The sequence below is a fragment of the Streptomyces sp. NPDC005963 genome (assembly GCF_040638655.1).
Classification (GTDB): domain Bacteria; phylum Actinomycetota; class Actinomycetes; order Streptomycetales; family Streptomycetaceae; genus Streptomyces.
Window position 1 is genome coordinate 66,667 of sequence record NZ_JBEXVD010000015.1, and the last position, 18,970, is coordinate 85,636.

The 18,970-nt window shown below is 70.2% G+C and carries 18 protein-coding genes; 10 read left to right on the top strand and 8 right to left on the bottom strand.

Annotated elements, in window-relative coordinates; translation table 11 throughout:
• Window positions 1–292 precede the first annotated feature (292 nt).
• Together ABZ348_RS20620 and ABZ348_RS20625 are read left to right on the top strand one after the other, a co-directional pair.
• A complete protein-coding gene (locus tag ABZ348_RS20620; protein WP_358935036.1) occupies window positions 293–1,903 on the top strand; it encodes a glycoside hydrolase family 13 protein in 1,611 nt (536 codons plus the stop codon).
• Window positions 1,904–2,252: 349 nt separating this feature from the next.
• Window positions 2,253–3,170 (top strand): phosphatase PAP2 family protein, encoded by a 918-nt coding sequence (locus ABZ348_RS20625; RefSeq protein ID WP_358935038.1) that lies wholly within the window; start codon window positions 2,253–2,255, stop codon window positions 3,168–3,170.
• A 22-nt stretch (window positions 3,171–3,192) separates the two neighbouring features.
• Here ABZ348_RS20625 and ABZ348_RS20630 read toward each other — a convergent pair whose 3' ends face one another.
• The gene (locus ABZ348_RS20630) at window positions 3,193–4,761 is read right to left on the bottom strand and encodes an amidohydrolase (RefSeq protein WP_358935040.1); all 1,569 of its coding nucleotides are present in this window, start codon (window positions 4,759–4,761) and stop codon (window positions 3,193–3,195) included.
• Between the two features lie 116 nt (window positions 4,762–4,877).
• On the opposite strand from ABZ348_RS20630, the gene ABZ348_RS20635 reads away from it, so the two are divergent.
• Window positions 4,878–5,504, top strand: a complete 627-nt coding sequence (locus ABZ348_RS20635; protein WP_358935042.1) for a TetR/AcrR family transcriptional regulator C-terminal domain-containing protein — start codon at window positions 4,878–4,880, stop codon at window positions 5,502–5,504.
• 23 nt (window positions 5,505–5,527) lie between these two features.
• On the opposite strand, the gene ABZ348_RS20640 is transcribed toward ABZ348_RS20635, so the two are convergent.
• On the bottom strand, window positions 5,528–6,496 hold the full coding sequence (locus tag ABZ348_RS20640) for a YafY family protein (RefSeq protein WP_358935044.1): 969 nt from the start codon (window positions 6,494–6,496) through the stop codon (window positions 5,528–5,530).
• A gap of 63 nt (window positions 6,497–6,559) precedes the next feature.
• Here ABZ348_RS20640 and ABZ348_RS20645 point away from each other — a divergent pair, with 63 nt between their 5' ends.
• Window positions 6,560–6,946, top strand: a complete 387-nt coding sequence (locus ABZ348_RS20645; RefSeq protein WP_358935046.1) for a VOC family protein — start codon at window positions 6,560–6,562, stop codon at window positions 6,944–6,946.
• A gap of 153 nt (window positions 6,947–7,099) precedes the next feature.
• On the opposite strand, the gene ABZ348_RS20650 is transcribed toward ABZ348_RS20645, so the two are convergent.
• Both ABZ348_RS20650 and ABZ348_RS20655 read right to left on the bottom strand, forming a co-directional pair.
• Entirely contained in the window at window positions 7,100–8,149 is a 1,050-nt protein-coding gene (locus ABZ348_RS20650; RefSeq protein WP_358935048.1) for an alpha/beta hydrolase family protein, read from the bottom strand.
• Between the two features lie 200 nt (window positions 8,150–8,349).
• Window positions 8,350–11,340: a bifunctional [glutamine synthetase] adenylyltransferase/[glutamine synthetase]-adenylyl-L-tyrosine phosphorylase gene (locus ABZ348_RS20655; protein WP_358935050.1), complete on the bottom strand. Its 2,991-nt coding sequence runs from the start codon at window positions 11,338–11,340 to the stop codon at window positions 8,350–8,352.
• A 229-nt stretch (window positions 11,341–11,569) separates the two neighbouring features.
• On the opposite strand from ABZ348_RS20655, the gene ABZ348_RS20660 reads away from it, so the two are divergent.
• A complete protein-coding gene (locus ABZ348_RS20660) occupies window positions 11,570–12,094 on the top strand; it encodes a pyridoxamine 5'-phosphate oxidase family protein (RefSeq protein ID WP_358935052.1) in 525 nt (174 codons plus the stop codon).
• Between the two features lie 96 nt (window positions 12,095–12,190).
• Window positions 12,191–12,622, top strand: a complete 432-nt coding sequence (locus ABZ348_RS20665) for a VOC family protein (RefSeq protein WP_358935054.1) — start codon at window positions 12,191–12,193, stop codon at window positions 12,620–12,622.
• Between the two features lie 135 nt (window positions 12,623–12,757).
• On the opposite strand, the gene ABZ348_RS20670 is transcribed toward ABZ348_RS20665, so the two are convergent.
• Together ABZ348_RS20670 and ABZ348_RS20675 are read right to left on the bottom strand one after the other, a co-directional pair.
• A complete protein-coding gene (locus ABZ348_RS20670; RefSeq protein WP_358935056.1) occupies window positions 12,758–12,958 on the bottom strand; it encodes an antitoxin in 201 nt (66 codons plus the stop codon).
• A gap of 153 nt (window positions 12,959–13,111) precedes the next feature.
• Window positions 13,112–14,473 carry a glutamine synthetase family protein gene (locus ABZ348_RS20675; RefSeq protein WP_358935058.1) on the bottom strand — a complete coding sequence of 454 codons (1,362 nt, stop codon included), beginning with the start codon at window positions 14,471–14,473 and terminating at the stop codon, window positions 13,112–13,114.
• 244 nt (window positions 14,474–14,717) lie between these two features.
• Between ABZ348_RS20675 and ABZ348_RS20680 the strand changes: the two genes are divergently transcribed.
• From ABZ348_RS20680 to ABZ348_RS20690, 3 genes are all read left to right on the top strand, one after another.
• On the top strand, window positions 14,718–15,080 hold the full coding sequence (locus ABZ348_RS20680; protein ID WP_358935060.1) for a hypothetical protein: 363 nt from the start codon (window positions 14,718–14,720) through the stop codon (window positions 15,078–15,080).
• A gap of 228 nt (window positions 15,081–15,308) precedes the next feature.
• Window positions 15,309–15,956, top strand: coding sequence for a DUF3105 domain-containing protein (locus ABZ348_RS20685; protein ID WP_358935062.1), 648 nt, complete (start codon window positions 15,309–15,311; stop codon window positions 15,954–15,956).
• Between the two features lie 16 nt (window positions 15,957–15,972).
• A complete protein-coding gene (locus tag ABZ348_RS20690; protein WP_358935064.1) occupies window positions 15,973–16,623 on the top strand; it encodes a DUF305 domain-containing protein in 651 nt (216 codons plus the stop codon).
• A 9-nt stretch (window positions 16,624–16,632) separates the two neighbouring features.
• Here ABZ348_RS20690 and ABZ348_RS20695 read toward each other — a convergent pair whose 3' ends face one another.
• Window positions 16,633–17,076 carry a DUF5990 family protein gene (locus ABZ348_RS20695; protein ID WP_358935065.1) on the bottom strand — a complete coding sequence of 148 codons (444 nt, stop codon included), beginning with the start codon at window positions 17,074–17,076 and terminating at the stop codon, window positions 16,633–16,635.
• Between the two features lie 147 nt (window positions 17,077–17,223).
• Here ABZ348_RS20695 and ABZ348_RS20700 point away from each other — a divergent pair, with 147 nt between their 5' ends.
• Complete coding sequence (locus ABZ348_RS20700; RefSeq protein WP_358935067.1) at window positions 17,224–17,643, top strand: CBS domain-containing protein; 420 nt, start codon at window positions 17,224–17,226, stop codon at window positions 17,641–17,643.
• Here the strand turns inward: ABZ348_RS20700 and ABZ348_RS20705 are convergent.
• Window positions 17,628–18,500, bottom strand: coding sequence for an alpha/beta hydrolase (locus tag ABZ348_RS20705; RefSeq protein ID WP_358935217.1), 873 nt, complete (start codon window positions 18,498–18,500; stop codon window positions 17,628–17,630). The two genes, ABZ348_RS20700 and ABZ348_RS20705, sit on opposite strands and share 16 nt — an antisense overlap.
• Between the last annotated feature and the right edge of the window lie 470 nt (window positions 18,501–18,970).

Below are 18,970 nucleotides of genomic sequence, written 5' to 3' on the forward strand. Positions count from 1 at the left end.
CGGCGGTCCTGGAGAGTCCCGGTGGCGCCCCGCAATCGGATACCCCTTCCCCGTCCGGCGTCCCGACACCCGCAGGTTCGGGGTGGATCGGGAGCGGGAACGGCTCACGACCGCACTCGACGGCGCTGAACGCTCCGTACGCGCGCCCTGCGGAAGACCCCGAAGGCAGCGGGTCCCCCGCATCGGAGAAGGCGGAGGCGCGTTGACCCGCAGATGGGGGGAAAGCATCCCCCGTGCGTGTCGGCCACCACGGCAGCTGTGACGCCGTACCCATCCTCACGAGGGAACGTCCATGACCCAGGAACTCGCTCCCACCCGCACGGACCAGCCCGCCCCCCGCCCCACGAACTGGTGGCGGGACGCCGTCATCTACCAGGTGTACGTACGGTCCTTCGCCGACGGCGACGGCGACGGCATCGGCGATCTGCCCGGAGCCCGGGCCCGGCTCCCCCACCTCGCGGAGTTGGGCGTCGACGCCGTGTGGCTCACCCCCTTCTACGGTTCGCCCCAGGCCGACGGCGGCTATGACGTGGCCGACTACCGGGTGGTCGATCCGCTCTTCGGCACCCTCACGGACGCACAGGACCTGGTGCACGAGGCCCACCGGCTGGGGCTGCGGGTGATCGTGGACATCGTGCCGAACCACACATCGGATCAGCACGCCTGGTTCCGGGCCGCGCTCGCCGGAGGGGACGAGCGCGCCCGCTACCACTTCCGGCCGGGTCGCGGCGCGGAGGGGGAACTCCCGCCCAACGACTGGGAGTCCGTGTTCGGCGGCCCCGCCTGGACCCGTACGGCCGAGGGCGACTGGTACCTCCACCTCTTCGCGGCCGAACAGCCCGACCTCAACTGGGAGCATCCCGCGGTGCGCGAGGAGTTCGATTCGATCCTGCGGTTCTGGCTGGACCTCGGCGTCGACGGCTTCCGCATCGATGTCGCCCACGGAATGATCAAGGCCGAGGGGATGCCGGACATCGGCCGCCGAGAGCAGGCCAAGATGATCGGCGCCCAGGTGCTGCCGTTCTTCGACCAGGACGGCGTGCACGAGATCCACCGCTCTTGGCGCAGGCTCCTGGACAGTTACGACGGGGAGCGCATCGGCGTCGCGGAGGCGTGGGCGCCCTCCGCGGAACGGCTCGCCCTGTACGTACGCCCGGATGAGCTGCACCAGGCGTTCAACTTCCAGTTCCTGACCTGCGCCTGGGACGCGACCGCCATGCGCGAGGTGATCGACGCGTCCCTGGCGGCGACGACCTCGGTGGGTGCGACCACGACATGGGTCCTCTCCAACCACGACGTCGTACGCCACACCACCCGCTACGGAGGCGGTGAACAGGGTCTGCGGCGGGCGAGGGCGGCGGCCCTGCTGACCCTGGCGCTGCCCGGGTCCGCCTATGTCTACCAGGGCGAGGAACTCGGCCTGCCGGAGGTCGACCTACCGGACTCCGTGCGCCAGGACCCGGCGTTCTTCCGGGGCGACGGGCAGGAAGGGCTGCGGGACGGCTGTCGGGTGCCGCTGCCGTGGTCGGGCGACGGCACTCCGTACGGTTTCGGGCACGGCGGGAGTTGGCTGCCCCAGCCGGACGACTGGAAGGCGCTCTCGGTTGCTGCTCAGAGCGGCGAACCGGGCTCCACCCTGGAGCTCTACCGCTCGGCCATCGCCCTGCGCCACTCACTGCCCGGTCTCGGAGACGGCGAAATCGACTGGCTGGAGGGACCCGAGGGGACCTTGGTGTTCCGTCGGTCCGGGGTCGGTGGCGGGGTGGTCTGCACCCTCAACGCGCTCGCCGACGAGGTCGAACTCCCGACGCCGGGGCGCCTCGCGCTCTCTTCGGTGGAGTTGGACACCATGGGGGAGGTCGTCCGGCTGCCCGGGGAGAGTTGCGCTTGGTGGACCGTCTGAGGAGCCGCATCGCGTGCGCGCCCTGAGATCGGCTTGATCCGGCGCCCCCGTGCTGCCCGGGGAGCCCGACGGCCAGGGAGAACCACGGGGTGGCCGGAACGGCGGACGGCACTTCCGATGGACCCCACCCCTGGTGGTCCCCGAGGGCCACGGCCACGTATCGTGTCCGAGTCCACCCGTCTGAGCTGGCACTTCGAGGATGCGTACGCAAGGGCATCCGAAGGCCACCCCGGGTTCGCCCCGGACCTGTGGGGCACGGTCAGCTCGTCCAAAAGGTGGAGCAGGTGCGCCCCATACGGGACCGAGGGATGATCGATGGGTGGGCGCACATCTGGCAGACTCTCGTCCCATGGGTGAAGCGACCGTGAAGACTCTGGAAGACCAGACGGCCACTCCGTCACCCATGGTGGACGAGGGTGCCGAAGCGCCCCGTTCCCGTTTTGCCCGCTTCAAGGAGCTGCGTTCTCCACGCCGTCCCCGCATCTGGTTCGAAATCCTGCTGATCGCGGTGAGTTACTGGACGTACTCACTGATCCGCAATGCGGTCCCGGAGCAGAAGGCCCAGGCGCTGAAGAACGCCGACTGGATCTGGGACGCGGAGAAGGCGATCGGCCTCGCTTTCGAGGAGTCGGTCAATCACGCGGTGAACTCCGTGACATGGCTGATCGTCGGCATGAACTACTACTACGCCACGCTGCACTTCATCGTCACCATCGGGGTGCTGGTGTGGCTCTACCGATGGCATCCGGGCCGCTACGCGCCCGCTCGCCTGGTCCTCTTCGCGACCACCGGCGTGGCCCTGGTCGGCTACTACCTGTATCCGCTCGCTCCCCCTCGGTTGATGAACGGGCAGAACTTCATCGACACCGTCCTGGTCCACGAGACCTGGGGATCGATGGCGTCGGGCGACCTGAAGAACATGTCGAACCAGTACGCGGCCATGCCGTCGATGCACATCGGCTGGTCTCTCTGGTGCGGCTTGATCATCTTCGCGCTGGCGTCGACGCCCTGGGCGAAGGTCCTCGGTGCGCTCTACCCGATGGCGACGCTGGTCGTGATCGTCGCGACGGCCAACCACTTCTGGTTGGACGCGGTCGGCGGGATCATCTGCCTGGCCTTCGGCTTCGCCCTCTCCTACGCCTGGTACCGCGCACTCCCCCACCAACTCCCGAAGCTCCCGGTCAACGACAGGGCCCGGAGCGCCCGCGCTCCACAGGCGCGGGGGCGGCGCTCCGGAAGCACGGCGGCGGCCCCCGCCCGCGAGTAGCCCTCGTGGTCGGGCGCGGCGGTCAGCCGCGGTGGGTGATGCGGCCCGATGTCATCGTCAGTAGGACCGGGGCTTCGGCGACCTCGTCCGGTGCGGCCTGGACCGGGTCGAGGCCGAAGGCGGTCAGATCGGCGCGGTGACCCACCGCGACACGGCCCGCCACGGACTCCTCACCGGCCGCGAATGCGGCGTGGGTCGTCATGCCCTCCAGCGCCATCAGGCCGGTGAGCCCCGCGCCCCTGGCCGCTCCCCCGGGGCTGCGGCCCATGGCCAGGACCTGGCGGGCGTCGAAGTGGGCGATCGGCCAGTCGGAGCCGAGGGCCAGTACGGCGCCGGCGTTGCGCAGGTCCCGACAGCGCCAGGCCCGGGAGGCGCGCTCTTCGCCCAGGCGCTGTGACCACTCGTCGGTGTGGTCGGCACGGGTGTACGCGGTGTGCGGGGGTTGCATGGAGGCGGTCACCCCGAGCCGGGCAAAGCGCGGAAGCTGATCGTCCGGGACGGTTTCGATGTGTTCGATGCGATGGCGCGGGCCACCTGCGCCGATCGATTCGACCGTGTCCAGCACATGGCGCACGGCGGCATCGCCGATGGCATGGGTGGCGGTCGGCACTCCTGCCTCGTGCAGTTGCCTGACCGCCCTGCTGTACGCCTTGGGGTCGGGCCAGAAGGCGTCCGTACCCTGGCCGTGGCAGTCGGCCTGCTCCAGCCAGGCCGTACCGCCCTCGACCGTGCCGTCCATGAAGAACTTCACCCCGCCGACGCGCCAGTTGCGGCCCCGGTGCTGCTGGAGCGCGATCAGTTCGGCGATGCCGTCGTCCGTCACTCCGGGCATGCACCAGGGTGCGAGCCGTAGCCGCAGCGGAAGGTCGGTCGTGGACTCGACCGCCATCAGCAACTCCAGCGCGTTTCCGCCGAGGTCCATGACATGGGCGGAGGTGAGCCCGGTGGTGGCCATGGCGGAGAGGAGGTCGAGCAGTTGGGTGCGGCGTTCGTCCTGGGGGGTGCGGGGGAGGACCGGGTCGGCCAGGTCCATGGCGGCGTGCTCGATCAGATGGCCGGTCGGGCGTCCTTCGGCGTCGCAGACGACTTCGGCGCGCTGGTCGAAGGCGCGCGGCCCGTCGATCCCGGCGAGCGCGAGCGCGCTTTCGCTCAGGAGGGCCGAGTGGCCGTCGTACAGCCGGATATAGGCGTGTGCGCCGTGCAGTGCGTCCTGGATCAGGGCGTGGTGCAGGGGGCGGCCTTCGAAGGCGTTGTGGTCGAGACCATGGCCCAGTACCCAGCCGTCGACGCGGGGGGCGCTGCGGAGGGCGGCGCGGAGGGCCGCCAGATCGCCGATGGCGCTGAGGTCGGTGCCCGTCGCCAGTTCGAGGCCCCACACGGGGTGGCTGTGGGCGTCGGTCAGTCCGGGGGTGAGGGTGGCGCCGGTGAGGTCGACGGTCTCGGTGCCCGGACCCTTCCAGTCCCGCACGTCCGCCGTGTCACCGACCGCGGTGATGGTCCCGTCCTTGATCGCCACGGCGGTGGCGCGGGGCCTGACGGGGTCCAGGGTGTGGATGTGGGCGCCGGTCAGGACGATGTCGGCTGTGGGCACGGGGCGCTCCTTCGCTGGAGGTCGTGGGACGTCAGACCATAAACCTAAAGCCTTTCGGTTTTGGCAATGTAGCCTCTGCCGTGGGTTCGGGGAAGAGAGACGGGGAGATCACAGACATGGGACGGCCGCGCACACCTCTGATCGACCGGGAGCGCATCACGACCGCCGCCCTGGAGCTCGTCGATGCACAGGGCGAGTTCAGCGTGCCGCAGATCGCCCGGAAGCTCGGGGTGCAGACGGGCTCGCTGTACCACCACGTGGAAGGCCGCGACGGCATCGTCGAGCTGATGCGAGAGCGCGTCGCCGGGGCGATCGACACCTCGGTGTTGGAGCACTCGCCCTGGGACGAGGCCCTGGTCGGCTGGGCCCGCTCCTATCGGGCCGCCTTCGCCGCCCACCCCCGGGTGATTCCCCTGCTGATGGCGTCCCCGATCCGGGCGCCGCGCGTGCTTGAGGGGTACGAACAGGCCGTGCGCAGCCTGTTGGATGCGGGGTTCGCCCTCTCCTCGGTCCTGACCGTGCTCACCGCCGTGGAGAACGTGGTGCTCGGCTCGGCCCTCGATCTGGCGGCGCCCGAGACCATGTGGGAACTGCCGGACGACAGCAGCACTCCGGCCCTGGCCAGCGCACTGGCCGCGGTGCCCGCCGGTCAGTCCGACGCGGCCTTCGAGCTCGCCCTGGACGCGTGCATGGAGCGCTTCCGCCAACTGCTGGCCACCCGGCTGGAGAACCCGCACGCCTAGGTCGTGTGCCCCGACGCGCACGCTCACTGGCGCCCGGACCGGCCCCCGTTCTCCTCAAAGAGTTCCCGGGTGCGCCGCAGCAGGGCGTCCCGGACCTCGTCCGGGGAGAGGACCCGGAGCGGGGTGCCCAGGGCGAGGAGGTAGCGGGCGAGTTGGTCGGCGTCGTTGGCGCCGATCTCGACGATGGTGGCGTCGGGCCCGTCCGGGTGGTGGGTGCCGATCGTCGGTGGCACCAGCGCGCGGGCCCGGTCCATGGGGTGCGGAAGCCGGATCCTCCCGTAGAGGGGGTACACGACGCTCGCGATGCCCCGGGAGACGAGGAGTGCCGGGTCGGGCGGGTCGACGAGTTCGACCGGCTGTCCCGTCGTCCGTACGTGGACCACCCGGTCGGCACGGAACGTACGCCACTGGTCCCGGGCCACGTCCCGGGCGACGAAGTACCAGCGCAGGCCCGTGTGCACCAGGCGGTAGGGGTCGACGTCCCGGACGCTGTCCTGGCCCGCGTGGTCGCGGTACGACAGACGGCTCCGCTCACCGCGGCGGCAGGCTGCGGCCAGTTCCAGCAGCACTGCGGGGTTGATCCGGGGCCCCTCGGACCTGGGGGTGTGGACGAAGGTGGCGTCCATCTCGCTGAGCCGGTGCGCGATCCGGGGCGGGAGGACCTGTTGCAGCTTCAGGAGTGCCGACAGGGCGGCCTGCTCGCTGCCGAGGACCCCGCTGAGCGCGGCCTCGCGCAGGGCGACGGCCACGGCGAGCGCCTCCTCATCGTCGAGGACCAGCGGCAGCACCCGGGTGGCGACGCCGAGGCGGTAGCCGCCCCAGGGGCCGGGGTCGGACTCGATGCCGTAGCCGAGTTCCCGCAGCCGGGCGATGTCCCGCCGCACCGTGCGCCCGGTGACCCCCATCCGCTCCGCCAGCTCGCGACAGGTCCAGGTCGGTCGGGTGGACAGCAGCGAGACCAGTCGCAGCAGGCGGGCAGAAGTACCGATCACACCGCGAAGTGTTCCTCATGACCAGGACCGGAACTGTCCTGGTCCCGTCCTACTGTCCCTGCCATGAGTACTGGAACCACGACCACACCGGCGATCCGCTTGCTGTCCGTCGACTTCGACTGCCCGGACCCCGCGGAGCTGTCCCGCTTCTACGGCGAGGCCCTCGGCCTGCCCGCCGTCTACACCAGCGACGACTTCGTACTGCTCGGCCGAGAGGGTTCACCGGGACTGGGTTTCATCCGGGTCGCCGACTACCGGCGTCCGACCTGGCCTAACCCCTCCCAGGGGAAGCAGGCACACATGGAACTGGGCGTCGACGACCTGGACGCCGCCCATGCACGGATGCTGGCCCTGGGCGCCGAGGAACCCGCCGTCCAACCCCATCCCGAGCAGCGGAGGGTCCTGCTGGACCCGGCAGGGCACCCGTTCTGCATCTCCACGCAGGACTGAGTGGCCGTCGTCGTGCGATGCCCCGCGAGGACGGCCGACTCCCCGTCGTCCTCGTGGGCTGGCCCGGGGCCAGCTGTAACAGACAGAAACAGACGGAACCATACGGAAACATACAGAACCAGATGGAACCAGATGGAAACTGTGGCAAACGAACTACGCGAGCGAACCGCCCCGGTCCGTCGGCCCCAGTTCCGCCAGGAGTGCGGGCAGGGTGCGGTCCAGTTCCCGCCACCAGTAGGGCGGGGAGTGGGTTCCCGCGTAGAAGTGGGTGCTGAGCTGCACTCCGACGTCCGCCAAACGGCCCGCCAACAGCTTCGACTGCTCCTCCATGATGGCCTCGGACGGTGAGATCACCTCGGCGGGGAAAAAGTTGTCGGGGTCCTCAAGGCCGGGGACGTGCGGATCCGGCTGGACGTCAGGCGGGTCCAACTCGCCCTTCGTACCGTCTCCGCTGGATAGGTGGACCCGGGTGCCGCGGAGGCGTTCCGCCAGGTGGTAGGGGTCGTGTGCGTGCCAGCGGGCGCGCTGGCTGACCGGGTCGCCCCAGAGGGCGAGCCAGTCGAGACCGAGGTACGTCATGCCCGCCCGGACCACGCGCGGATTCTGCGAGGGGTGGACGAAACCGCTGAAGCTGGCCACCGCGCGGAACAGTCCCGGCCGGTGCGCGGCGTAGGTCAGCGCACCGAAGCCGCCCTGGGACTCGCCGGCGGCGACGCGCCGCTTTCCGGCCCCGTACGAGCGCTCCAGGATCGGCATCACCTCGTCGAGGTGGAAGGTCTCCACGGCCGGCGGGCCGCCCTCGCCGTGGTTCCACCAGTCGCTGTAGAAGCCGTACAGGGGCATCGACGGCATCACGACCAGCACGTCGTGCAACTCCGGCCGGTCCTGGACGAGGTACTCCCGGGTCCACGTCTCGTGGTCGCCGTCGCCGCCGCTCAGCAGGTAGAGCACCGGCCAGCGGTCGCGGGGGTCGCGCTCGTCCCAGCCGTCCGGGGTGAGCAGCCGCACCTTCCCCGGGTCGTGCAGGGACGGTGTGTCGATGGTGAGGTCGACGATCCGGGGGCCCACGCGGTGTTCCTCGACGACACGGGCCCGGTCCGCCTCCCGGTTCCCCCGCGCGTCGGCGGACGGCTGGGGCAGCAGGACGGCGATCAGCAGGGCGAGCACGGACGCGAGGGTGATCCGGTTCATCCGGGTCGGCATGGGCTCCTCCGGTGGTCGGGCCGCGGTCGGGCGGTGGGGGACGACGCCGGGCAGTGCGCGGGCAGCCGAGCGGCACGGCGGACGTCGTCCCCTCACCGTAGGGATCGCGGGCGCCGGACCGAACGACCCGGGGCGGGGCGCGTGTCGGGACCACCGGGCCCAGTGCGCCCCGGGTGTTCACACGGTCAACGGCCCGCGCATCAGGCCCCGTAGAACAGGGTCTCCATCACCGCGCGCGCCCGGCGGGTCGTCCGGCGGTAGTCGTCGAGCATGTCGCCGACGTGACCCGGGTCGTAGCCCATGTAGCGGCCGAGGGCCGCCAGTTCGCGGCCGTCGGAGGGAAAGGTGTCCCCGGCCCGGCCGCGTACCAACATCACTCCATTGCGCACCCGGGTGGCCAGCACCCATGCCTCGTCCAGGATCTGGGCCTCCTCCGTGCCGATCAGTCCGGCCTGGTGGGCGGCGCGCAGGGCCGGACGCGTGCGGGTCGTGCGCAGTCCGGGTTCGGCCCAGGCGTGCTGCATCTGGATCAGTTGGACGGTCCACTCCACGTCACTGAGCCCACCGCGGCCCAACTTGGTGTGGAGGGTGGGGTCGGCGCCGCGCGGCAGCCGCTCGGACTCCATGCGCGCTTTGAGCCTGCGGATCTCCCGTACGGCGTCCTCGCCGAGCCCTTCCATGGGGTAGCGCAGTGGGTCGATGAGGTCGATGAAGCGGGCGCCCAGGTCCCGATCGCCCGCCATGGGTTCGGCCCGCAGCAGGGCCTGGCTCTCCCACACCAGCGACCAGCGCCGGTAGTACGCCTCGTACGACGCGAGCGTCCTGACCATGGGGCCGCTCTTGCCCTCGGGCCGCAGATCGGCGTCGATGAGGAGCGGCGGATCGGCGGTGGGAAGTTGGAGGAGCCGGCGCATTTCGGTGACGACGGTGTTCGCGGCGCGGGCCGCTTCCTGTTCGTCCTCGCCCGGGCGGGGCTCGTGGACGAAGAGCACGTCCGCGTCCGAGCCGTAGGCGAGTTCCCGTCCGCCGAAGCGCCCCACCCCGATCACGGCGAACCGGGTCGGCAGCACGTCGCCCCAGTGGTCGCGGACGGCGGCGCGGAGCGCGCCGGCGATGGTGGCGGCGTTGAGGTCGGTGATGGCGAGGCCCACCCGGTCGACGAGTGCGCCGGGGTCGGCCTCGGCGGGGCTGTCCTCGGTGCCGTAGGAGCCGATGAGATCGGCGGCTGCGGTACGGAACAACTCGCGGCGGCGCACCCCGCGGGCCACGGCGACCGCGTCCTCGGCGTTGGTCGCACGTCCGACGGCCGCCAGGACCTCGGGTTCCAGATGGTCGCGGCGGCGCGGATTGAGGCCGCCGGGGTCGCCGAGGATGGCCACGGCCTCCGGGGCGCGCAGCAGCAGGTCGGGGGCGAGCCGGCCGGCGGACAGGACCCGGGCGAGGTTCTCGGCCGCCGCGCCCTCGTCCCGCAGCAGCCGCAGGTACCAGGGCGTCTTGCCGAGGGCGTCGGACACCTTGCGGAAGCCGAGGAGTCCCGCGTCAGGGTCGGCGGAGTCGGCGAACCAGCCGAGCAGCACCGGCAGCAGCGTCCGTTGGATGGCGGCCTTGCGGCTCACTCCGGACGCCAGTGCCTCCAGGTGGCGCAGGGCGGCGGACGGGTCGGCGTAGCCGAGGGCTTCGAGTCGTTCCCGGGCGGCCTTGGTGCTGAGTCGGGCCTCCACCGGGGAGAGTTGGGCGACGGCGTCGAGCAGGGGCCGGTAGAACAGCTTCTCGTGCAGTCGTCGCACCACGGCCGCGTGGCGCCGCCAGGAGCGGTTGAGCTCGGCGATCGGGTCGGTGCGCAGCCCCAGGGAGCGGCCGAGCCGGCGCAGGTCGGCGTCGCCCTCCGGGACCAGATGGGTGCGGCGCAGCCGATAGAGCTGGATGCGGTGTTCCATGGCGCGCAGGAAGCGGTACGCCTCGTCGAGTTGGGCGGCGTCGACGCGTCCGACGTAGCCGCCTTCGGCGAGGGCCTTGAGCGCTTCCAGGGTGCTGCCGCTGTGCAGGGTGTGGTCGCCGCGGCCGTGCACGAGTTGCAGGAGTTGTACGGCGAACTCCACGTCCCGCAGCCCGCCGGGGCCGAGTTTCAGTTCGCGTTCCACTTCGGCGGCGGGGATGTTGTCGATGACACGTCGGCGCATCTTCTGTACATCGGCGACGAAGTTCTCCCGCTCGGCGGCCTGCCAGACGAGGGGGGAGACGGCGTCGATGTAGTCCTGGCCGAGCGCCCGGTCGCCGGCCACGGGTCGGGCCTTGAGGAGGGCCTGGAACTCCCAGGTCTTGGCCCAGCGCTGGTAGTAGGCCAGGTGGCTGGAGAGGGTCCGCACCAGGGGGCCGTTGCGCCCTTCGGGCCGCAGATTGGCGTCCACCGGCCAGATCGTGCCCTCCACGGTGGTTTCGGAGCAGATGCGCATCAGGTGGGACGCGAGTCGCGTGGCCGCCTGGACCGCCTTGTTCTCGTCGACGCCGATGGCGGGCTCGCCGACGAAGACGACGTCGACGTCGGACACGTAGTTGAGTTCGTGACCGCCGCACTTGCCGAGGGCGATGACGGCCAGTCGACAACTCGCGGCGTCGTCGGGGGCGGCGGCTTCGGCGATGGCCAGGGCGGCCCGGAGCGTTGCGGTGGCGAGGTCGGCGAGTTCGGCCGCGGTCTGGGCGACGTCGGTCGTTCCGCAGACGTCCCGGGCGGCGATGGACAGCAGACAGCGCCGGTAGGCGATGCGTAGGGAGACGGGGTCATCGGCGTCGGCGAGGCAGCGTTCGAAGTCGGCGACGCCGGGGTGGAGGTCCGTCGACTCGTAGGTGGCGAGGGCCCGCCAGTCGCCGGGATGGCGCACCAGGTGGTCACCGAGCGCCTCGGACGCGCCCAGGACCCCGAGGAGTCGATCGCGCAGGGGTTTGGCCGTGATCAGGGTGTCGAGGAGCACGCGGGGCTCGTCCGGGTCCTGCGTTTCGGCCAGGCGGACGAGGCTGCGCAGGGCGAGGTCGGGGTCGGCTGCGGAGCCGAGGGCGTCCAGGAGTACGGAATCGTCCCGCACGGGGGCCAGAACCGGCAGGTCGAGCAGTCTTTCGGCGGCGGCGGGGTCCGTGAACCCGTGCCGCAGCAGCCGTGTGAAGGTACTGCTCCTGCGCCCGGGCACCGCCGTCATCCCGTCGCCTCCGTTTTCGCGCTCGCCCCGCGCCCCGTGCCCGGCGCTCGTACCGGGCTGCGATCAAGGTCTGCTAGGGAGACTAGCCGCAGCTTCGCGCGGCGGTCCTCTGCGGTCCACGCCCGAGCGATGAGTATGGGCCGCGGAGGCAGTCTCCCTTGCGCCCCGCTCGGGGACCTCCGACCGCGACGAAACGTTGCACCGCACCTGTACGAGAGGACCGCACTCCATGGTCGACTCCGCATCCCCTCCCCCATTGACCCAGTTGATCACCCGTTTCAGCGAGGACGAGGCCGCGGCCGAGGACTGGTCGGAGGCGGTGGAGCTGTTGACGGCGGCCGAGGTCTTCTGGTTGTCGACGGTCCGTCCCGACGGCCGTCCGCACGTCACTCCGCTGATCGCGGTGTGGCACGAGGACGCGCTCAACTTCTGCACCGGTGAGAACGAGCGCAAGGCGAAGAACATCGCCCAGAACACGGAAGTGGTGCTCACCACCGGTGTGAACTCGCTCCACGGGGGGTGTGACCTGGTGGTCGAGGGCACGGCGGAACGGGTGAGGGACGACACCCGGCTGCGCTCGCTGGCCAGCGCGTACAGCGACAAGTACGGCTCGGAGTGGACGTTCGAGGTGCAGGAGGGGGTGTTCGTCGGACAGGGCGGCCCGGCCCTGGTGTTCCGGGTGGAGCCGCGCACGGCGTTCGGATTCACCAAGGGACCGTACGGAATGACGCGCTGGCGGTTCGGGCAGGGCTGAGTCGTCACTCCGTCGCGTTCGTCCGCCCCCGCGGCACTGTTCGCCCCACCGGCATCGACAGACCCCACCGGCATCTAGAGGAAGGAAGTCCCGCTCATGGAGTTGACGCTTGAGGTCGTCACCGTCCCGGTGACCGACCTGGACCGCTCCAAGAAGTTCTACGAGGAGGGCTGCGGTTTCCGCCTCGACGTGGACCAGGAGGTCGCGCCCACGGTGCGCATCGTCCAGCTGACTCCGCCGGGCTCGCGCTGTTCGATCGCCCTGATGGGCGGATTCCCGCCGGCGCCGGGACAGCAGACGATGGCGCCGGGCGCGCTCCAGGGCCTCCAGTTGTGCGTGACGGACCTCGCGGCGGCCCGGGCGGCACTGGTGGAGCGGTCGGTGGACGTCAGCGAGATCCAGCACGTGGGCGCCACCGGCTGGGAGACCGGTCCCGGCGGGGAGTGGAACTCCTTCGTCTTCTTCCGCGACCCGGACGGCAACGGCTGGGCGATTCAGGAGGCTCCGTCGCCCCTGTCGGACCGCTGACCAGCACCACACTCCAGGGGAACGCATCGCGCCCGGTGGCCTGCGTGGACCATCGGGCGCGGGGCGCTGCAACCCTTGCCCCGCGAGATGGCCTCGGCGGCTCGCGGGGATCGAGGGCGGGGTAACTCCCGTACGTCAGGTCTGCGGGGGCTGCCCCTGCCCCGAGGTGCCACCGGAGCCGTACTGGCCCTTCATCTTGTCCTGTGCGGTGTCCACCTGGCCGGTGTACTTGCCCTGGGTCTTGTCGTCGACCTTGTCGCCTGCGCGGTCGACGCCCTTGTCGGCCTGGGACTCGTGGCCCTTGAGCATGTTCTTGAGCTTGTCCATCACGGACATGGGGTCATCCCTTCTGCGCTCGTCCCCCACTACTCCAGGGTCACCGCACAACCCTCGCTCCGCATCCCGGCAGCCCTCAGAGCACGGAAACGACGGGCCACCGATCGATCAGTTCCGGGCGGCCCGTCGTACGAGGGAGGCTGCGGCGAGCGCCTACAGCACCGGCATCATCTTCCGCAGCTCGAAGGCGGTGACCTCGGAGCGGTACTCCTCCCACTCCTGCTTCTTGTTGCGGAGGAAGAAGTCGAAGACGTGCTCCCCGAGCGTCTCGGCGACCAGTTCGCTGCGCTCCATCAGAGAGATCGCCTCACCGAGGTTCTGCGGCAGCGGTTCGATGCCCATCGCCCGCCGCTCACCGTCCGACAACGCCCAGACGTCGTCGTCGGCGCCCGGCGGCAGCTCGTAGCCCTCTTCGATGCCCTTGAGGCCCGCGGCCAGCAGCACCGCGTAGGTCAGATAGGGGTTCGCGCCCGAGTCGATGGAGCGCACCTCGACTCTTGATGAGCCCGTCTTGCCCGGCTTGTACATCGGGACGCGGATCAGGGCAGAGCGGTTGTTGTGGCCCCAACAGATGTACGAGGGGGCTTCGCCTCCCGCGCCCGCGCTGCGGGCCGAGCCGCCCCAGATCCGCTTGTAGGAGTTGACCCACTGGTTGGTGACGGCGGAGATCTCGGCCGCGTGGCGCAGCAGACCTGCGATGAAGGACCGTCCCACCTTGGAGAGTTGGTACTCCGCGCCGGATTCGTAGAAGGCGTTCCGGTCGCCCTCGAAGAGGGAGAGGTGGGTGTGCATCCCGGAACCCGGGTACTCGCTGAACGGTTTCGGCATGAAGGTCGCCTGGACGCCCTGTTCCAGCGCCACCTGCTTCATCACCAGCCGGAAGGTCATGATGTTGTCGGCGGTGGAGAGCGCGTCGGCGTACCGGAGGTCGATCTCCTGCTGGCCGGGGGCGCCCTCGTGGTGGCTGAACTCCACCGAGATGCCCATGGACTCCAGCATGGTGATCGCCTGCCGGCGGAAGTCCATGCCCACGTTCTGGGGTGTGTGGTCGAAGTAGCCGGAATTGTCGGCGGGGACGGGCCTGCTGCCGTCGAGCGGTTTGTCCTTCAGCAGGAAGAACTCGATCTCCGGGTGGGTGTAGAAGGTGAAGCCCAGATCGGAGGTCTTGGCCAGCATCCGCTTGAGCACGTAGCGCGGGTCGGCGAAGGACGGGGAACCGTCGGGCATCAGGATGTCGCAGAACATCCGGGCCGTTCCGGGGGCCTCGGCGCGCCAGGGCAGGATCTGGAAGGTGCCCGGATCAGGCTTGGCGATCATGTCGGATTCGTATACGCGGGCGAAGCCCTCGATGGCGGAACCGTCGAAGCCGATGCCTTCGTCGAACGCCTGCTCAAGCTCGGCGGGGGCCACCGCGACCGACTTGAGGAAGCCGAGCACGTCGGTGAACCACAGACGCACGAAGCGGATGTCGCGCTCCTCCAGCGTGCGGAGCACGAACTCCTGCTGCTTATCCATTGCCACCCAATCCTTCCACCCACTCGTTGCTGGTCGAGCCGTCCGCTCCCGCGAGCATCCCATCCATGGGTTTCCGGCACATTGCGCGGCACCAGCGCTGAGCCCCATTGTGGGTCAGGGGTCACCGCCGTACGACCTTGAGGGCTCCCCCGGCGGTTCCCATACGGTTCCGGCCACCTGGCCAAAGCTGTTTTGGCCGCCCCGTATGAGGTGCTCGGCGGACTCGCTCGCTACGATCTCGGCCATGGGGGGTTCGCGGCTCGGCCTCATCACGCGTGGCACGCGTCCCGCGGCACTGCTGAGTGCCGTGGCGACGCTCCTCGGCGCGCTCGCCATCTGTCTGAGCCCGCTCACCGATCACCACGCCCCCGCTCGGGCCGCCGGCGATGTGCTGCCGACCTTCTCGTGTCCCTACGAGAGCGGGGCCTGCGGGCTGTTGCCCGAGGTCAGCGCCGCGGTACTGACCTCGCCGCCGCCGGACCACCCCATCGACGCCGGCGAGCAGGGCGTCCGCCACGGCGGGCTGCCCGGGGTCGATCGTCCGACGCGCTCCGGAGCGTTGGCCAGGGCTCCCGATCTGCACGTCCTTCAGGTGCTGCGGACCTAGGGTCTTTCTTTTGGATCAGGCTGGATCAGGGAGCGGGGTCTGGTGCCGTGGATCGCAAGGCGGAGGAATGAATCACTGCGGAGCATTGGTGATTGACGACAACGCGGCGAGGCGCGGTGCCAGGGCACGCGAGCCCAGCAAGATCCGAAAGAAGGGCCCTAAGCGTCCGCTCCCCCACAGCTCCGCACACACCCCCATCGATCACCCAGTGAAGAAGGACGACACACCATGGCTTCCCGTAAGACCAGCGACGACCGCCGCGCCCGAATAGAGGCCATGCGCAAGGCCGACCAGTCCCGCGAGCGCCGCAATCGCATCCTCACCATCGGCCTCAGCGGCATCGTCGTCGCCTCGCTCATCGGCTTCGGCGTCTATGTGCTGGAGAAGGAGAACGACGAGCAGGAGCAGAAGGTCGCCCAGGCCAAGGAACCCATCAAGGACGAGAAGACCTGGGACGCCAAGAAGCTCGGCCGCACCCACGTCAACAAGGCCGTCAACTACCCCATGAAGCCCCCGGTCGGCGGCGACCACCACCAGGCGTGGATGAACTGCAACGGCGACGTCTACAAGGAGTCCATCCCGAACGAGAACGCCGTGCACTCCCTGGAGCACGGGGCCGTCTGGGTGACCTACAGCGACAAGGCCGCCAAGGCCGACGTGGAGAAGCTGGAGAAGCGGGTCAAGGGCAACCAGTACACGCTGATGAGCCCGGTCAAGGACCAGGCCGGCCCGATCATGCTGAGCGCCTGGGGCAAGCAGCTGACGGTGGAGAACGCGTCAGACTCCCGGGTGGAGCAGTTCCTCAACAAGTACGTGCTGGGCGAGCAGACCCCCGAGAAGGGCGCGGCCTGCACGGGCGGCCTGAAGAGCAAGTGAACGGGCGGTGATGGCTATGACGCGCACCCACTGGGCCGCCATCGCGGCGGTGGTCCTGGCGCTGCTGTTCGCGGGAGCCGCGACGGTGGCCTCCGCGGGTGATGGCGACCGACCCCGTACGCCGGCGACCGACTCGGCGGACGCGGGGTTCGCGCGTGACATGTCGGTCCACCACCAGCAGGCGGTGGAGATGTCATTCATCATCCGCGACCGCACCGAGGACGAGGAGATCCGCCGGCTGGCGTACGACATCGCCAACACCCAGGCCAACCAGCGCGGCATGATGCTGGGCTGGCTCGACCTGTGGGGGCTGCCGATCACCACGGTGGGTACGGAGCCGATGACCTGGATGTCACAGGGCGGCGGCGACCACAGCGGGCATATGGGGCAGCAGTCGGCCGGCGAGGGTTCGTTGATGCCGGGGATGGCGACGAAGGCGCAGCTGGAACGGCTCGGAACCCTCAGCGGGAAGGCCGCCGAGATCGAGTTCCTCCAGTTGATGATCGTCCACCACAACGGCGGGGTGGCCATGGCCGAGGGCTGTGTCCGGCTGTGCACGGTCGCGCCGGAGAAGCAGTTGGCACAGGGCATGGTCGACGCCCAGCGCTCCGAGGTGGAGCTGATGGTGGACCTGCTGAAGGAGCGGGGCGCACAGGTGCGTACCTGAGCGCCGAGTTCAACCGCGTTCGTCCGCCCCGGAGAACCTCCAGGTGATCCGGGGCGGACGGATCGCCGCGCACAGGGGTAGCCCCCGGTCGTCCGTGAGGCCGACGTCGGTGCGCACGGTGCCGCCGGCCGCCGCTTCGGGCGGGAGGTCGTCCAGGAAGAACTTCGCCCGCCGGAACATGGCGAAATCGCCGTCCGGTGGTAGCTCGCCCCAGGTCAGATAGATGAATCGGGCTCCCCGCCGCCCCTGGACATGCGGTCCCTTGAAGTCGGTGGTGCCATCGGTGCCGGTGATCGTCTCGACGGTGATGCGGAAGACGGCCTCGGGCGCATCCGCCTGCACCAGTTGGTCGGGGTCCTTGCCCCGTTGGGTGCCCACGTGGACATGGCGGTACTCACCGCAGGAGCCACCGGGGAGTTCATGGCCCCTGATCTGCAAGGTCAGCCGTGCCATCGCGTTCCCTTCGTCAGCCTTGTCGAAACAATGTTCACCCATGTGGCCTACAGCAGTCGCGTACTCCGAATGGCCCCATGACGATGGGTTGGCCCGGACCTTCAGCTGCCCGAGTGGCACCTGTGACGTACCAGGAGGCGCGAACTCATGACCACCGCCAAGGACATCATGCACAGCGGGGCGCAGTGGATTCCCGCACACGAGACCCTCGACCGAGCCGCACAGTTGATGCGCGCCCACCATGTGGGGGCGCTTCCGATCGCCGATGCCAATGAACGGCTCTGCGGCATCCTCACCGACCGTGACATCGTGGTCGGCTGTGTCGCTCTGGGTCACGATCCCGCCAAGGTGACCGCCGGGGAGCTCGCCAAGGGCACGCCGCGCTGGATCGAAGCGGACCGGGGCGTGGACGACGTACTCCAGGAGATGGAGGTCCACCAGATCCGCCGGCTGCCGGTGATCGAGGGCAAGCGACTGGTGGGCATGATCAGCGAGGCGGATCTGGCCCAGCACCTCTCGGACGAGCAACTCGCCGGATGGGCGGAGCGCGTCTACGCGAGGGGCTGACCGCGGCCGGCGCTTCCCCCGTCGAGCACCGCCCGGGCCACCGCGTCCGGGCGGTCCAGCATCAGCAGATGGCCGGCCGGCCGGACCTCGTGGAACCGGGCTCCGAGCACGGCGGCGAGTCGTTGTTGTCGCGCCAGCCACCGCGGGCCGCCCGCCGACGCCGCGAGAACGGTGACGGGGACGCCCGCGGGAAGGGGCCGGCGCTCGCGCAGGGCGAGGAGTTCGGCGGCGACCGCACGGTAGTGGGCGTTCTCCAGGAGTGCGCCCCGCAGTACGCGGGTGGTGCCGTAGCAGCGCCGTACGAGATCGCGCGGGGCCGGGTCGCCGCCGCCGGTACGGGCCGAGCGCACCGCCAGTCGACGTGCGGTGGGACCGACGGCGGCGGGGACGCCGACGGCTCCCAGGGCACCGCCGGCGACCGCGGCTGCCGCGGTCCGCAGGGCGGGGGCGGCCGGGGTTCGGGCGTCCTCCTCCACGCTGGAGTCGACCAGGACCACCCCTGCGGTCATCGACGGGTGGAGTCGGGCGAAGGCTTCGACGTGGAACCCGGCGATGGAGTGACCGACCACGGTCACGCCGGTCCCGGCACCGGCGGCAAGGTCTGCTGCCGGACCGAGCGCGCGCACGACGGCCGCAATCCGGTGGCCCTCACCGACGGCGGACGGCGGTACGAGGGCGGGGGCGCTCAGCCCGTGCCCGGGGCGGTCGAAGCGCACGACCGTGCGATGGGGGGCGAGCAGGGGGACGACGGGGTCCCAGTCGAACCAGGTGAGGCCGAGCCCGGCACTGAGCACACAGAGCGGGCCTGAGCCCTCGACGCGTACATGGTGGGGAACGCCGGCGATCCGGAACCACATCAGGACACCTCTTCCGCCCGTGGTGGGCGAAGGGCCGGCCTCCGGGGCACCACCGCCGTACGAGAGGTTCCCCACCCGGTACGACCTCCGGCGCTCGCACGTCGATGCACTGCTCTCGGCTTCACACGGTCTCACCTACGTCCAGCGGAGTTCGGGCCACGAGTCGATCGAGACGACCTCAGATCGGTACACCTCGATCGTGGGCCGGACCGTCCACCACCCCTTGCAGGACACGCCGGCGTGCCGTGGGGCAGTCCCCACGCCCCTGGTCTGCCCTACGCGCCGGTCTGCCAGACCCCGGGCTCTGGGCTGGCCACCTCCTACGATGGCTGGGGGTTTCATCCGTTGAAGGGAACCAGATGCCCGCAACAGAGCACCACTTGACCGTGCATATGACAGGCGGAGCCGTGCAGGTGCCTGCCACGATCCGCGGTGTCCGTGAGGCTCTACCGGAAGCGGAGCGCGCGAAG